A 13,385-nucleotide genomic window follows, 5' to 3' on the forward strand; every position below is an offset into this window, starting at 1 on the left:
GGTTTCCAACTCCTTCAGGGCTTTCTATCGTGCGCTGTTCTTGCGCCGGTTCGCGATGAGCTGGCCGACGACCACCACCATCACGGCAATGATGAACATCGCCGTTCCGATGACGTTGATCTGCACGGGCGTGCCGCGCTGCGCCGATCCCCAGACGAACATGGGGAAGGTCACGGTGGAGCCCGCGTTGAAATTGGTGATGATGAAATCGTCGAACGAGAGCGCGAAGGCGAGCAGCGCTCCCGCCGCGATTCCGGGGGCGGCGATCGGCAGCGTCACCCGCAGGAAGGTCTGCACGGGTCCGGCGTACAGATCGCGGGCCGCCTCCTCCAGCCTCGGGTCCATCGACATCACGCGCGCCTTGACGGCCGTCACGACGAAGCTCAGACAGAACATGATGTGCGCGATGAGGATCGTCCAGAAGCCCAGCTGTGCGCCCATGTTGAGGAAGAGGGTGAGCAGCGAGGCGGCCATGACGACCTCGGGCATGGCCATCGGCAGGAAGATCAGCGAGTTGATCGCGCCGCGCGCCCGGAAGCGGTAGCGGACCAGCGCGAAGGAGATCATCGTGCCGAGGACGGTCGCGCCGACGGTGGCCCAGACGGCGATCTGCAGGGACAGCGAGAGCGAGCCGCACATGTCGGCGACGCCGCAGGGGTCCTTCCAGGCGTCCAGCGAGAAGCGCTGCCAGGAGTAGTTGAAGCGCCCGTTCGGCTTGTTGAACGAGAACACCATGACGACGACGTTCGGAAGGATCATGTACGCGAGGGTCAGCAGACCCGCGATGACGATCAGATTCCGGCGTATCCAGCGCAGTACGGGCATCAGACCAGGTCCTCCGTCCCGGAGCGGCGGATGTAGACGGTGACCATGATCAGGACGACCGCCATGAGGATGAAGGAGAGCGCGGCCGCCGTCGGGTAGTCCAGGACCCGCAGGAACTGGGTCTGGATGACGCTGCCGACCATCTTCGTGTCGGTGGAGCCCAGCAGTTCCGCGTTGACGTAGTCACCGCTGGCCGGGATGAAGGTGAGCAGCGTTCCGGAGACGACACCCGGCATGGAGAGCGGGAAGGTCACCTTGCGGAAGGTGGTGGCTGGGGTGGCGTACAGGTCGCCGGCCGCCTCGTGCAGCCTGCCGTCGATCCGCTCCAGCGAGGTGTAGAGCGGCAGGATCATGAACGGCAGGAAGTTGTACGTGAGACCGCAGACCACGGCCATCGGGGTGGCCAGCACCCGGTTGGACTCGGTCCAGCCGAGCCAGCTGGTGACGTCCAGGACGTGCAGGGTGTTCAGTACGTCGACGACCGCGCCGCCGTCCGCGAGGATCGTCTTCCAGGCGAGCGTGCGGATCAGGAAGCTGGTGAAGAACGGCGCGATGACCAGCACCAGGACGACGTTGCGCCAGCGGCCCGCCTTGAACGCGATGAGGTAGGCGAGCGGGTAGCCGAGCAGCAGGCACAGGATGGTGGCGGTGCCGGCGTACAGCAGGGACCGGATGAACTGCGGGTAGTAGTCGGTCAGCGCGTCCCAGTAGGTCTGGAAGTGCCAGGTGACCTCGAACCCCTTCTCCAGGGATCCGGTCTGCACGGAGGTCGACGCCTGGTAGACCAGCGGCAGCGCGAAGAAGACGATCAGCCACAGGATGCCGGGGAGCAGCAGCCAGTACGGGACGAGGCGCTTGCGGGTGGAGGGCTTGCGTATCGCCGGCTCCGCCGTGACGGGCGCCGGTGGCGCCTCCTTGGTGACGGTCACGCCGCGTCCTCCACCGTCTCCACACCGGCGTCGATGTCCTGGGCGGCGTCCAGCCCGAAGGTGTGCGCGGGGTTCCAGTGCAGGACGACCTCGGCGCCGACCACGAGTCCCGCGCGCCTCTCGACGTTTTGCTCGTACACATGAAGCGCCTTGCCCGCCGGGCTCTCCACCACGTACTGCGTGGACACTCCGATGAAGCTGGAGTCGACGATCCGGCCGGTGACCCGGTTGCGGCCGTCGGCGATCGCGTCCGCGTCGTCGGCGTGCGCGAGCGAGATCTTCTCCGGGCGGACACCGAGGAGCAGCTTGCCGCCGTCGGTGGTCGGGGCGGTACACCGGTCGGTGGGCAGCCGCAGCTTGCCGCCGCCCGCCGCCACCACGATGTCGGTGCCGGCGGAGACGATCTCGCCCTCGATGAGGTTGGAGGTGCCGAGGAAGTTGGCGACGAAGGTCGTCCTCGGGTTCTCGTACAGGTCGGCGGGGGCACCGAGCTGCTCGACCCGGCCCCCGTTCATCACCGCGACGGTGTCGGCCATGGTCATGGCCTCCTCCTGGTCGTGGGTGACGTGGATGAAGGTGATGCCGACCTCGGTCTGGATGCGCTTGAGCTCCAGCTGCATCTGGCGGCGCAGCTTGAGGTCGAGGGCGCCGAGCGGTTCGTCGAGCAGGAGCACCTGCGGGTGGTTGATCAGGGCGCGGGCGACGGCGACGCGCTGCTGCTGGCCGCCGGAGAGCTGGTGCGGCTTGCGCTTGGCGAAGTCGCCGAGCTGGACGAGGTCCAGCATCTCGTCGACCTGCTTCTTCACCGACTTGATGCCGCGCCGGCGCAGGCCGAAGGCGACGTTCTCGGTGATGTCGAGGTGCGGGAAGAGCGCGTAGCTCTGGAAGACCGTGTTGACGGGCCGTTTGTACGGGGGAAGCCCGGTGATGTCGCGGCCGCCGAGCGAGACCGTGCCGGTGGTCGCCTCCTCCAGGCCCGCGATCATCCGCAGGGTGGTGGTCTTGCCGCAGCCGGACGCGCCGAGCAGCGCGAAGAAGGAGCCCTGCGGGACGGTCAGATCGAGCGGCTTGACGGCTTCGAAGGAGCCGTACGTCTTGCTGATCCCGGTGAGGCGGACGTCGCCGCCTGTCTGCTGCTGTGTCATGGATCGCGGTCCCAGTGGTGTCAGAGGGGGATCGGGGCTGGAGAGGAGCGGCGGTCAGGCGCCGATGAGCTTGGCGAACTTCTCTTCGTACGCCGTCTCTTCCTTGGCGGTCAGGGAGCGGAAGGCGTGCGACCGGGACGCCATCTCCTTGTCCGGGAGGATCAGTACGTTGTCGGCCATCGCCTGATCGATCTTCGCCAGCTCGTCGCGGACCCCGTCGACCGGGCAGACGAAGTTGATGTACGCGGCGAGCTCCGCGGCGGCCGACGGCTCGTAGTAGTAGTCGATGAGCTTCTCGGCGTTGGTCTTGTGCCGTGCCTTCACCGGGACCAGCAGGTTGTCGCTGGATATGACGTAACCCGCGGCCGGAATCGCGTACTTGATGTCCGGGTTCCCGGCCTGGAGCTGGATGACGTCGCCGGCCCATCCGACGCAGGCGGCGATGTCGCCCTTGTCGAGGTCGGCGGTGTAGTCGTTGCCGGTGAAGCGGCGGATCTGGTTCTTGTCGACGCCCTTCTGGAGCCGGCCGATCGCGGCGTCGTAGTCGGCGTCGGTGAAGTTGCCGGGGTCCTTGCCCATGTCGAGCAGGGTCATGCCGACGGAGTCGCGCATCTCCGAGAGGAAGCTGACCCGGCCCTTGAGCTTCGGATCGTCGAGGAGCTGCGTGACGGAGTCGACCTTGCGGCCGCCGGTCGCCTTGGAGTTGTAGGCGATGACGGCCGGAATGCCTGCCCAGGGGTAGGAGTAGGCACGGCCCGGATCCCAGTCCGGGGAGCGGAACTGGGCCGACAGATTGGCGTAGGCGTGCGGCAGGTTCGACGCGTCGAGCTTCTGCGCCCAGCCGAGGCGGACGATGCGGGCGGCCAGCCAGTCGGTGACGCAGATGATGTCGCGGCCGGTGTCCTGGCCGGCCGCGAGCTGCGGCTTGATCTTGCCGAAGAACTCGACGTTGTCGTTGATGTCCTCGGTGTACTTGACCTTGATCCCGGTGCGTTTCGTGAACGCCTCCAGGGTGGGCCGGTGCTTGCCGTCATCGGTGACGTCCATGTACTCGGTCCAGTTGGAGAAGTTGATCTGCTTCTCCTCGGCCGAGTGGTCGTCGGACGCCGCGGCGGCGTCCCCCTCCCGCTTGGCGGGCGGGATGCCGCACGCGCTCAGCGTGCCCAGTCCGCCGACCGCCAGCGCCCCCATGCCGGAGGCGCGGATCAGCGATCGGCGGGTCAGGGCGCCCCGGCCGCTGGTGAGGCTGCGCCGCATCGCGGCGAGTTGGGCCGCGGAGAGGCGCTCGGGCTCGTACTGCTCCATGCGCGTTGCCCTTTCGGGTGTGTGTGGCCGGGGTCGGCCGGGTTATCGGTCCCCGAAGATCGTGCGGTGCCAGTCCTTGCGGGCGACCGCGGTGTTGTCGTACATGACGTGCTTGACCTGCGTGTACTCCTCGAAGGAGTACGAGGACATGTCCTTGCCGAAGCCGCTGGCCTTGTATCCGCCGTGCGGCATCTCGCTGATGATCGGGATGTGGTCGTTGACCCAGACGCAGCCCGCCTTGATCTCGCGGGTGGCGCGGTTGGCGCGGTACAGGTCCCGGCTCCAGGCGGAGGCGGCGAGTCCGTACGGGGTGTCGTTGGCGAGCCGGATGCCCTCGTCGTCGCTGTCGAAGGGCAGCACGACCAGGACCGGGCCGAAGATCTCCGACTGGACGATCTCGCTGTCCTGGGCCGCTCCGGCGACCAGCGTAGGCCGGTAGTAGGCGCCGGCCGCCAGTTCGCCGCCCGGGGCCTCGCCGCCGGTGACGACGGTGGCGTACGCGCGGGCCCGCTCGACGAATCCGGCGACCCGGTCCCGCTGGGCGTGGCTGATCAGCGGGCCGAGGTCGGTGGACGGGTCGAAGGGGTCACCGAGCCGGACGGTCTCCATCAGCTCCGCGACGCCCTGCACGAAGGCGTCGTACAGCGGGCGCTGGACGTAGGCGCGGGTGGCGGCGGTGCAGTCCTGGCCGGTGTTGATGAGCGCCCCGGCGACCGCGCCGTTGACCGCGGCTTCGAGGTCGGCGTCGTCGAAGACCACGAAGGGGGCCTTGCCGCCCAGTTCGAGGTGGAGGCGCTTGACCGTGGAGGTGGCGATCTCCGCGACCCGCTTGCCGACGGCGGTGGAGCCGGTGAAGGAGGTCATCACGACGTCCGGGTGGCCGACGAGATGCTCACCGGCGTCCTTGCCGGCGCCGGTGACGATGTTGACCACACCGTCCGGGATGCCCGCCTCGGTGGCTGCCTGGGCGAACATCAGCGAGGTGAGCGGGGTGATCTCGGCGGGCTTCAGCACGATCGTGTTGCCCGCCGCGATGGCCGGGAGGACCTTCCAGGCGGCCATCTGGAGCGGGTAGTTCCAGGGCGCGATGGAGCCGACGACGCCGATCGCCTCACGGCGTACGTAGGAGGTGTGGTCGCCGTCGTACTCGGCGGCCGACTTGCCCTCCAGATGGCGGGCGGCCCCGGCGAAGAAGGAGGTGTTGTCCACGGTGCCGGGCACATCGAACTCGGTGGAGAGCTTGATCGGCTTGCCGCACTGGAGGGACTCCACGTATGCGAAGTCGTCGGCCTGCTCGGCGAGGACGGCGGCGAAGCGGTGCATCAACTCGGCCCGCTCGGCGGGCGTCGCGCCCGACCAGCCGGGGAACGCCTCGCGGGCGGCCGCCACGGCGGCGTCCACGTCGGCGGTGCCCGCCAGCTCGTAGCTGTAGACGGTCTCGCCCGTGGCCGGGTTCACCACGTCGTGGTGACGTCCCGATGTTCCGGACCGCAGCTTTCCGCCGATGTACTGTGCGCCGTCCGCGAAGCGGTCCCGCACCTGGATGCCGTTGCCCATGACGATCTCCTCCGCCGCGCACCCGGAGTGCGGGGACGGCGTAGCCTCTGCTCGATTTGAGTGCCGATCCTGGCAGAGGGGGTCGACCCCAACAAGTGATTCCGTTGTTGCCTTTTGGTTACGCAACGGAATCTGTCGACCATGTGTCGCGTCGGTGCGGAAATCCCCGTACGTAGTGTCAGTGGCGAATGCCAGAATCGCATGTCATGGAACACATGGACGATCTCCTGGCGCGGACCGCGCGCGGTGAGAAAGTGAAGTACCTGCACTTCTGGGGGCACCGCCCCCGGCCCGACGGCCGGATCGGTGCGAGCTGCCTCAGTCAGTGGTGGCCCACGCGCTTCACGGTCGACGGTGTGACGTACGCGTCGGCGGAGCACTGGATGATGGCCGGCAAGGCGCGGCTGTTCGGCGACGCGGAGTCGGAGGCCGCGGCGGTGGCGGCGAAGAGCCCGGCGGTGGCGAAGAAGGTGGGCCGGCTGGTCCGCGGTTTCGACGACGCGGTGTGGCAGCGCGAGCGGTACGCACTGGTGGTGGCCGGCAGTGTGCACAAGTTCGGCGGCGACCCGGAGCTGCGGGAGTTCCTGCTGAACACCGGGGACCGGGTGCTGGTCGAGGCGAGCCCGATGGACCGGATATGGGGCATCGGGCTGGCTGCGGACGACCCCCGGGCGGAGAATCCGGCGAGCTGGCGGGGGCTGAATCTGCTGGGGTTCGCGCTGATGGACGCGCGGGCGGAGCTGCGCGCGTCATGAGGGGCCCGGTGCGCCCGGTGGCCCGGCGGACCGATGGCCCGGCCGCGCGGGGCCGGGCCATCGGGAGCGGGACGGACCGCGGGAGCGGCCGGGGCCGGTCCGGCGGGCTCAGGGCCTAACGCGTGACCTCGACGACCAGGGACGTCGAGTACGGATCGTCGTTGTAGCCGCTGTCCTCGAATTCTTCGGCGTGGGAGACGAACAGCCAGATGAAGAAGCTGATGATCGCCACACCGAAGAAGATGCCGATGGATCCCGTGATGATCCCGGCGAGCGCCTGACCGCCGTTGGTCGCCTCACCGCGCTGCACCCGCTTGCGGCCGAGGATGCCGAAGATCAGGGCCAGCACGCCCAGGACCAGGCTGGGTATCCCGTAGACGCAGAACAGGCAGATGGCCAGGATGCCCAGCACCATGGCCGCGGTGCCCATGCCGTTGGAGGGCGGCGGACCGCCCCAGGGGGCCTGGTTGTAGCCGGGGTACCCCGGGTAGCCGCCGTACTGCGCGGGGGGCGCGGCCGGGTAGCCGTACTGGCCCGCGACCGGCGGGACCGGCTGGCCCGGTCCGTTCGGCCCGACCGGTGGCGGCGGGACCTCACCGGGACCGGGACCGAATCCGGTGCCGGGCACAGGCCCGTTCTGCGCCGGCGAACCGAATCCCGGCGGCGGTGCGTCGGCCGGTGCGGGGCCGTCCCCGACGCCCGGCATCGAGGTGACCGTGGGCTGGCTGTGCACAGCGGGCGGGCGGGGATCGCCGGCCTGCTTCTCCAGCGGCACCCTGCTGTCCGGCGGAGCCCACGGATCGCGCGGCGCGGCCCCGCCCTCTGGCTGCTCTGTGTTGTCTGACATGGGCCTCCCCCATCGTGATCCCGTCATGCTACGGCCCCTCCGTATACCGGTGGGCCCGGCCTACGATGATCCCCGTCCCCTGCCCGGCCGACCGTGCCCGGCACCCGAACCGTCCCACGCCCCGGAGAGTCCGATGACCGATCTGCACCCCTTCATCGCGGGGCTGCCCAAGGCGGAACTGCATGTCCACCATGTCGGATCCGCCTCCCCCCGCATCGTCGCCGAGCTGGCCGCGCACCACCCCGACTCCAGGGTCCCCACCGACCCGGAGGCGCTCGCCGACTACTTCACCTTCACGGACTTCGGGCACTTCATCGAGGTGTACCTCTCCGTCGTGGACCTGATCCGCACCCCGGAGGACGTCCGCCTGCTGACCTTCGAGGTCGCCCGCGACATGGCCCGGCAGAACATCCGTTACGCGGAGCTGACGGTGACCCCGTTCTCCTCGACCCGGCGCGGCATCCCCGAGCAGGCGTTCATGGAGGCCATAGAGGACGCCCGCAAGGCCGCCGAGGCCGAGCTGGGTGTCGTGCTGCGCTGGTGCTTCGACATCCCCGGTGAGGCCGGGCTCGAAGCGGCCGAGGAGACCGCCCGGCTCGCCGTGGACCTGCGGCCCGAGGGGCTCGTCTCGTTCGGTCTCGGCGGTCCGGAGATCGGGGTGGAGCGCCCGCAGTTCAAGCCCTACTTCGACCGGGCGATCGCCGCGGGCCTGCACTCCGTGCCGCATGCCGGGGAGACCACCGGGCCGCAGACCGTCTGGGACGCGCTGACCCACCTGCGCGCCGAGCGCATCGGTCACGGCACCAGCTCCGTCCAGGACCCGAAGCTGCTCGCCCACCTCGCCGAGCACCGCATCCCGCTGGAGGTCTGCCCGACCTCGAACATCGCGACCCGGGCCGTGGCGGACATCGAGCAGCACCCGGTCAGGGAGATGGTGGACGCCGGCGTCCTGGTCACCATCAACAGCGACGACCCGCCGATGTTCGGCACCGACCTCAACAACGAGTACGCGGTGGCCGCCCGCCTCCTCGCCCTGGACGAGCGGGGTCTCGCTTCGCTGGCGAAGAACGCCGTCGAGGCGTCGTACCTCGACGCCGCCGGCAAGCGGACGCTGGCCGCCGAGATCGACACGTACACGACGAACTGGCTGGAGCGCACCGCCCGGTGACCCTGTGGTCACAATGACCCCATGGTCACCTCAGTCACCGCCGTGGCCCACCGCGGCGATCCCTACCGTGTCCGCGAGAACACCCTGCCCTCGATCCGCTCCGCGCTCGGACGAGGGGCGGACGCGGTCGAGATCGATGTGCGGCTCACCCGCGACGGTGTGCCGGTCCTGCTGCACGACGCCACGCTGAAGCGGCTGTGGGGTCATGAGGTGCGGCTGGACCGGCTGACCCACGCGGAGCTCACCGAACTGACCCGGGGCGGTGTCCCCACCCTGCGCGAGGCGCTGCTCGCCGCCGGGGCCCACCGTGTGATGGTCGATCTGCCGGACTCCACCGACGGTTCCGTGCCGAGGATCGTCGGGGTGGTGCGCGAGTGCGGGGCCGGCGAGCGGGCGTACTACTGCGCCGGTCCCGGGGCGATGCTCCGGGTACGGGCCGCCGACCCCGAGGCCGAGATCGCCATGACCTGGACGACTCTCGCGCCGCCGCGCGCCGCGCTGCTCGACGCGGTGCGGCCGCGCTGGCTGAACTACCGGTTCGGTCTGGTGGACCCGGAACTGACGGACCGGCTGCACCGCGACGGGCTGCTGGTCTCCGCCTGGACGGCCGACACCAGGCGGACCATGCGCCGCCTGGTCCGGCACGGCGTCGACTCGATCACCACCAACCGGGTCGACGTCCTGCACGACGTCATCGCCAACTCCCCGGCGCACGGCCACCGTTGACCGGTCCGGCATCATGGGCCCGCCCCGTCGTCCGTGATGCGGGCCCGGCGCAGGAGGAGCAGCGACATGACCGATCCCCGCACCACCCCCGCCCCCGAGGGCGTACGTACCGACGTCGCACACAACGCGCGGGTCTGGAACCACTGGCTGGGCGGCACGGACAACCACCCCGTGGACCGGGCGGTCGGCGACCGGGTCACCGCCATGTACCCGAGCATCGGCGAAGTGGCCCGCGCCGACCGGGCGTTCCTGGGGCGGGCGGTCCGGTATCTGGCGGGTGAGGCGGGGATCCGGCAGTTCCTGGACATCGGCACCGGCCTGCCGAGCGCCGGCAACACCCACGAGGTCGCCCGGCGCACCGCGCCCGGCTGCCGCGTCGTGTACGTCGACAACGATCCGGCGGTACTGGCGCTCGCCCGGACGCTGCTGGCCGGATCGCAGCCGGGCACGACCGAGTACGTCGACGCGGACGCCCGCGATCCGGAGCGGATCCTGCGGGCGTCCGCGTCCACGCTCGACCTGGAGCGGCCGGTCGCGGTCATGCTTCTGGGCATCCTGAACTTCGTACTCGACACCGACGAGGCCCGGCGGATCGTGCGCACGCTGATGGACGCGCTGCCCTCCGGCAGCCATGTGGTGCTCACCCATCCCACGCTGGAGCTGGGCGGCGAGGGCAACGAGGCGGCGATGCGGTTCTGGAACGAGAACGCCACCCCGCCGATCACCGCCCGCACCCGAGCCGAGTTCGCCGCGTTCCTGACCGGGCTCGATCCGGTGGACCCGGGCATCGTGTCGTGCGCGCACTGGCGCGGCGAGCCCGGCGCGGTGCGGGTCGCGCAGTTCGGCGCAGTGGCGCGGAAGCCCTGAGGGCGCCGGTCCGATGCGCATACGGGACATCACCGCGAGAGTGCCGGGACTCGCCCCGGGGATCGGCCCCCTCGGCGTGGACCTGCTCGTCGCCCTGCTGGTCCAGGCCGCGATGACCATGCCGTTCGTCGTCCCGCGCGCCCCGGAACTGCCGGAGGCGACGTGGACGTCGTACGGGCTGACCACGCTGACGGTGCTGCCGCTGGTGGCCCGCCGCCGGGCGCCGGTCGCGGTCCTCATCGCGGTGCTGACCGCCGGCGCCGTGTACACGTTCGCCGTCGACGGGCCGGGACAGCCGCTCCCGTACACCGGTCTCGTGGCGTTCTGCACGGTGGCGGAGCTCTCCTCGCCGCCGAAGCGGATCGGGGTCGCGGCGCTCACGGTGGCGGCGGTGCTGGTCTCGGTCGGACTCGACGGCGAAGACATGCGGGAGCTGTTCTTCTCCCTGTTCGTGTTCGCGGCGGCCTACGCCTTCGGCCGGTTCACGGTGACGCGCAGGGCCTATCTGCGCGCGGTGGAGGACCGGGCCCGTCAGCTGGAGCGGACGCACCGGATCGAGGCCGAACAGGCGGCGGCCCGCGAACGGGCCCGGATCGCCCGGGAGATGCACGACATCCTGTCCCATGCGGTGAGCCTGATGATCGTGCAGGCGGAGGCGGGACCGGTGGCGGTCCGCACGGCGCCGGAGCGTGCCGAGGCTGCCTTCGACGCGATCTCCGAGGCGGGCCGGGACGCGATGGCGCAGCTGCGCCGGATGCTCGGGGTGCTGCGCGAGAACGAGGGCGCGCCCCACGCGCCGCGGGAACCCCAGCCCTCGCTGGCCGGACTGCCGGGCCTGGTGGAGCGGGTGCGCGGCAGCGGTCCGGCGGTCTCGTACGAGGTCACGGGCAGCCCCGGCTCGCCGGGCCCGGCGGTCGAGGCGACCGTCTACCGGATCGTGCAGGAAGCGCTGACGAACGTGGTCAGGCACGCGGACGCGAGCACGGTGGGCGTCCGGCTGGAGCACGGCCCCGAGGCGCTGACGCTCACCGTCACCGACGACGGACGGGGACCCGGGGGCGGCTCGGGGCTGGGGCTGATCGGCATCCGGGAGCGTGCCGCCGCGCACGGCGGCACGGCCGGGACCGGCGCCGGTCCGGGCGGCCGGGGGTTCCGGGTCCGGGTGACGATCCCGCGGGCCCGGCCGGAGACGGATACTGAGCAGGGAACAGAGGTGGGAAGTTGACGATCCGTGTGGTGGTGGCCGACGACCAGGAGCTGGTACGCAGCGGCTTCGCGATGATCCTGGACGCGCAGCCGGACATCGAGGTGGTGGCCGAGGCGGGCGACGGCCGGGCCGCGGTCGAGGCGGTACGGCGACTGGCCCCCGACGTGGCGCTGCTCGACATCCGGATGCCCGGCACGGACGGCATCGAGGCCTGCCGCGCCATCGGCGCCGGGACCGGCTGCCGGACGGTCATGCTGACCACCTTCGACTCCGACGAGTACGTCTACGAGGCGCTGCACGCGGGCGCGAGCGGCTTCCTGCTCAAGGACGTCCGCCGCGACGACCTGGTGCACGCGGTACGGGTGGTGGCCGCCGGGGACTCGTTGCTGGCTCCTTCGGTGGCGCGCCGGCTGATCGCCGAGTACACCTCGCGCCCGCCGGCCGCGGCCGTGGCACCGTCGGCGCGCCTGGACGTACTGACCGCCCGGGAGCGCGAGACGCTGCTGCACCTGGCCCGCGGGCTGTCGAACGCGGAGATCGCGGCGGCGCTGGTCGTCAGCGAGCACACGGTGAAGACCCATGTCGGCAATGTGCTGTCCAAGCTGGGGCTGCGCGACCGGATCCAGGCGGTGATCTGCGCGTACGAGTGCGGTGTCGTGACTCCCTCTCCGGCCGCGGCCCCTTCTCCGGCCGCGGCTCCCCCTCCGGAGGGAGGTCCGGCGTCCGGCTCCCCCGCGCGGGGGAGCCAATCTCCCTCCGGCAAACCCCCGGGCGGGGGATCCGCCCGGGCGGGCCGGTCAACAGGATGGAGTTCGTGAGCAGTTGAGGATTCCACGCCCAGGAGGCACCCGTCATGAACGTCCGCATGTCCGGCACCGCCCTCGCAGCCGCGCTCGTCCTCGGCCTCGCCGCCGGCCCCGCCTCACCGGCCCTGGCGGCGGCCGGTACCGGTGCCCCGGCGACCGCGGGCCATGGGGCCCAGCAGGAAGCCACCGGGCAGGCCCCGGACGTCGAGGCCCTACGCACCGCGGTCCAGGGGCTCCCGAAGGACGACGTCACGGCCGCGCTGGTGCGGGTCTCGGGCTCCGGGGGCGACTGGCGGGGCGCCTCCGGCGTCCACGACCTGGCCTCCGGCCGGCCGGCAGACCCGGACGGCCGCTTCCGGGCCGGCTCGGTGACCAAGGTCTTCACGGCGGCCGTCGTGCTGCAACTGGCCGGGGAGGGCAGGCTCGGCCTGGACCGCCCGGTCCGGCGCTACCTGCCGGATCTGATCCCGGCGGCGTACGAGGACGTCACGGTGCGCCAGTTGCTGAACCACACGAGCGGCATCCCGTCCGTCGGCTCCGGCGGCGGCCTGGACGACGCGTACGCACACCGCTTCGACCTGCGCGACCCGGTGCGGACCGTGCGCGAAGCCACCTCCCGGGAGCCGGACTTCGTGCCCGGCACCCAGCAGCACTACGCCAACATCGGCTACACCGTGGCGGGCCTGCTGATCGAGCGGGTCACGGGTGACACGTACGCCTCGCAGGTCTCCCGACGCGTCCTGGAGCCCCTGCACCTCAAGGACACGTACTTCCCCGGCACCGACCCGGCGATCCGCGGCCCCCACAACCACGGCTACCAGCTCTTCGGCACGGGCGAGCTGCGCGATGTGACGGTGTGGGGGGCGACGGACGCCTGGGCTGCGGGAGACCTGATCTCGACCACCGCCGACCTGGAGCGTTTCACCCGGGCGCTGTTCGGCGGGCGGGTGGTGCGCGGTCCGCTGCTCCAGGAGATGTTCACGCTGCCCGACGCCTCGGTGCGTGAGTACGGCACGGGCAAGCCCGCCGCGTACAGCGCGGGTCTCTCGGTGATGCGGCTGGGCGGACGCGAGGTCTGGGGAAAGACGGGTGGCCGCTGGGGCTACAACACGGCCGTCGCGGCCACCCGTGATCTCTCCCGGACCCTCGTCTACAGCGTCAACTCGACGGACGCGAAGGGGGAAGGCATGAACCCCACGGCGTTGGACATAGTCGTGGCCGCCTTCGGCGCCCCGTCGGCCGGATGAC

The 13,385-nt window shown here is 70.9% G+C and carries 13 protein-coding genes; 7 read left to right on the forward strand and 6 right to left on the reverse strand.

The window, feature by feature from the left end; genetic code table 11:
* Window positions 1-24: 24 nt before the first annotated feature.
* The 5 genes from EES42_RS00290 to EES42_RS00310 are packed head-to-tail and all read right to left on the reverse strand — an operon-like array spanning window position 25 to window position 5,761.
* Window positions 25-825 carry an ABC transporter permease gene (locus tag EES42_RS00290; RefSeq protein ID WP_124716097.1) on the reverse strand — a complete coding sequence of 267 codons (801 nt, stop codon included), beginning with the start codon at window positions 823-825 and terminating at the stop codon, window positions 25-27.
* Window positions 825-1,754 (reverse strand): ABC transporter permease, encoded by a 930-nt coding sequence (locus EES42_RS00295; protein ID WP_124716098.1) that lies wholly within the window; start codon window positions 1,752-1,754, stop codon window positions 825-827. The genes EES42_RS00290 and EES42_RS00295 overlap by 1 nt, the downstream gene beginning before the upstream one ends.
* Window positions 1,751-2,899 (reverse strand): ABC transporter ATP-binding protein, encoded by a 1,149-nt coding sequence (locus EES42_RS00300; protein ID WP_124716099.1) that lies wholly within the window; start codon window positions 2,897-2,899, stop codon window positions 1,751-1,753. Before EES42_RS00300 ends, EES42_RS00295 begins: the two co-directional genes overlap by 4 nt.
* Window positions 2,900-2,953: 54 nt before the next feature.
* Window positions 2,954-4,204 carry an ABC transporter substrate-binding protein gene (locus tag EES42_RS00305; RefSeq protein WP_124716100.1) on the reverse strand — a complete coding sequence of 417 codons (1,251 nt, stop codon included), beginning with the start codon at window positions 4,202-4,204 and terminating at the stop codon, window positions 2,954-2,956.
* A 42-nt stretch (window positions 4,205-4,246) separates the two neighbouring features.
* Window positions 4,247-5,761, reverse strand: a complete 1,515-nt coding sequence (locus tag EES42_RS00310) for a gamma-aminobutyraldehyde dehydrogenase (RefSeq protein WP_124716101.1) — start codon at window positions 5,759-5,761, stop codon at window positions 4,247-4,249.
* Between the two features lie 206 nt (window positions 5,762-5,967).
* Between EES42_RS00310 and EES42_RS00315 the strand changes: the two genes are divergently transcribed.
* Window positions 5,968-6,516 (forward strand): NADAR family protein, encoded by a 549-nt coding sequence (locus EES42_RS00315; protein WP_206433326.1) that lies wholly within the window; start codon window positions 5,968-5,970, stop codon window positions 6,514-6,516.
* Window positions 6,517-6,631: 115 nt separating this feature from the next.
* On the opposite strand, the gene EES42_RS00320 is transcribed toward EES42_RS00315, so the two are convergent.
* On the reverse strand, window positions 6,632-7,363 hold the full coding sequence (locus tag EES42_RS00320) for a DUF4190 domain-containing protein (RefSeq protein ID WP_124716102.1): 732 nt from the start codon (window positions 7,361-7,363) through the stop codon (window positions 6,632-6,634).
* A gap of 133 nt (window positions 7,364-7,496) precedes the next feature.
* On the opposite strand from EES42_RS00320, the gene EES42_RS00325 reads away from it, so the two are divergent.
* The 6 genes from EES42_RS00325 to EES42_RS00350 all read left to right on the forward strand — a co-directional run bounded on the left by EES42_RS00325 (window position 7,497) and on the right by EES42_RS00350 (window position 13,384).
* Window positions 7,497-8,531 carry an adenosine deaminase gene (locus EES42_RS00325; RefSeq protein WP_124716103.1) on the forward strand — a complete coding sequence of 345 codons (1,035 nt, stop codon included), beginning with the start codon at window positions 7,497-7,499 and terminating at the stop codon, window positions 8,529-8,531.
* Between the two features lie 21 nt (window positions 8,532-8,552).
* Complete coding sequence (locus EES42_RS00330; RefSeq protein ID WP_124716104.1) at window positions 8,553-9,257, forward strand: glycerophosphodiester phosphodiesterase; 705 nt, start codon at window positions 8,553-8,555, stop codon at window positions 9,255-9,257.
* A 66-nt stretch (window positions 9,258-9,323) separates the two neighbouring features.
* Window positions 9,324-10,124 carry an SAM-dependent methyltransferase gene (locus EES42_RS00335; RefSeq protein WP_124716105.1) on the forward strand — a complete coding sequence of 267 codons (801 nt, stop codon included), beginning with the start codon at window positions 9,324-9,326 and terminating at the stop codon, window positions 10,122-10,124.
* Between the two features lie 112 nt (window positions 10,125-10,236).
* Complete coding sequence (locus tag EES42_RS00340; RefSeq protein ID WP_241196273.1) at window positions 10,237-11,349, forward strand: sensor histidine kinase; 1,113 nt, start codon at window positions 10,237-10,239, stop codon at window positions 11,347-11,349.
* Window positions 11,346-12,149 (forward strand): response regulator transcription factor, encoded by an 804-nt coding sequence (locus tag EES42_RS00345; protein ID WP_124716107.1) that lies wholly within the window; start codon window positions 11,346-11,348, stop codon window positions 12,147-12,149. Before EES42_RS00340 ends, EES42_RS00345 begins: the two co-directional genes overlap by 4 nt.
* Before the next feature lie 35 nt (window positions 12,150-12,184).
* Window positions 12,185-13,384 (forward strand): serine hydrolase domain-containing protein, encoded by a 1,200-nt coding sequence (locus EES42_RS00350; protein ID WP_124716108.1) that lies wholly within the window; start codon window positions 12,185-12,187, stop codon window positions 13,382-13,384.
* The last annotated feature ends 1 nt before the right edge of the window (window position 13,385 follow it).

The sequence above is a fragment of the Streptomyces sp. ADI95-17 genome, assembly GCF_003846175.1.
In the GTDB taxonomy this organism is placed as follows: Bacteria; Actinomycetota; Actinomycetes; order Streptomycetales; family Streptomycetaceae; genus Streptomyces; species Streptomyces sanglieri.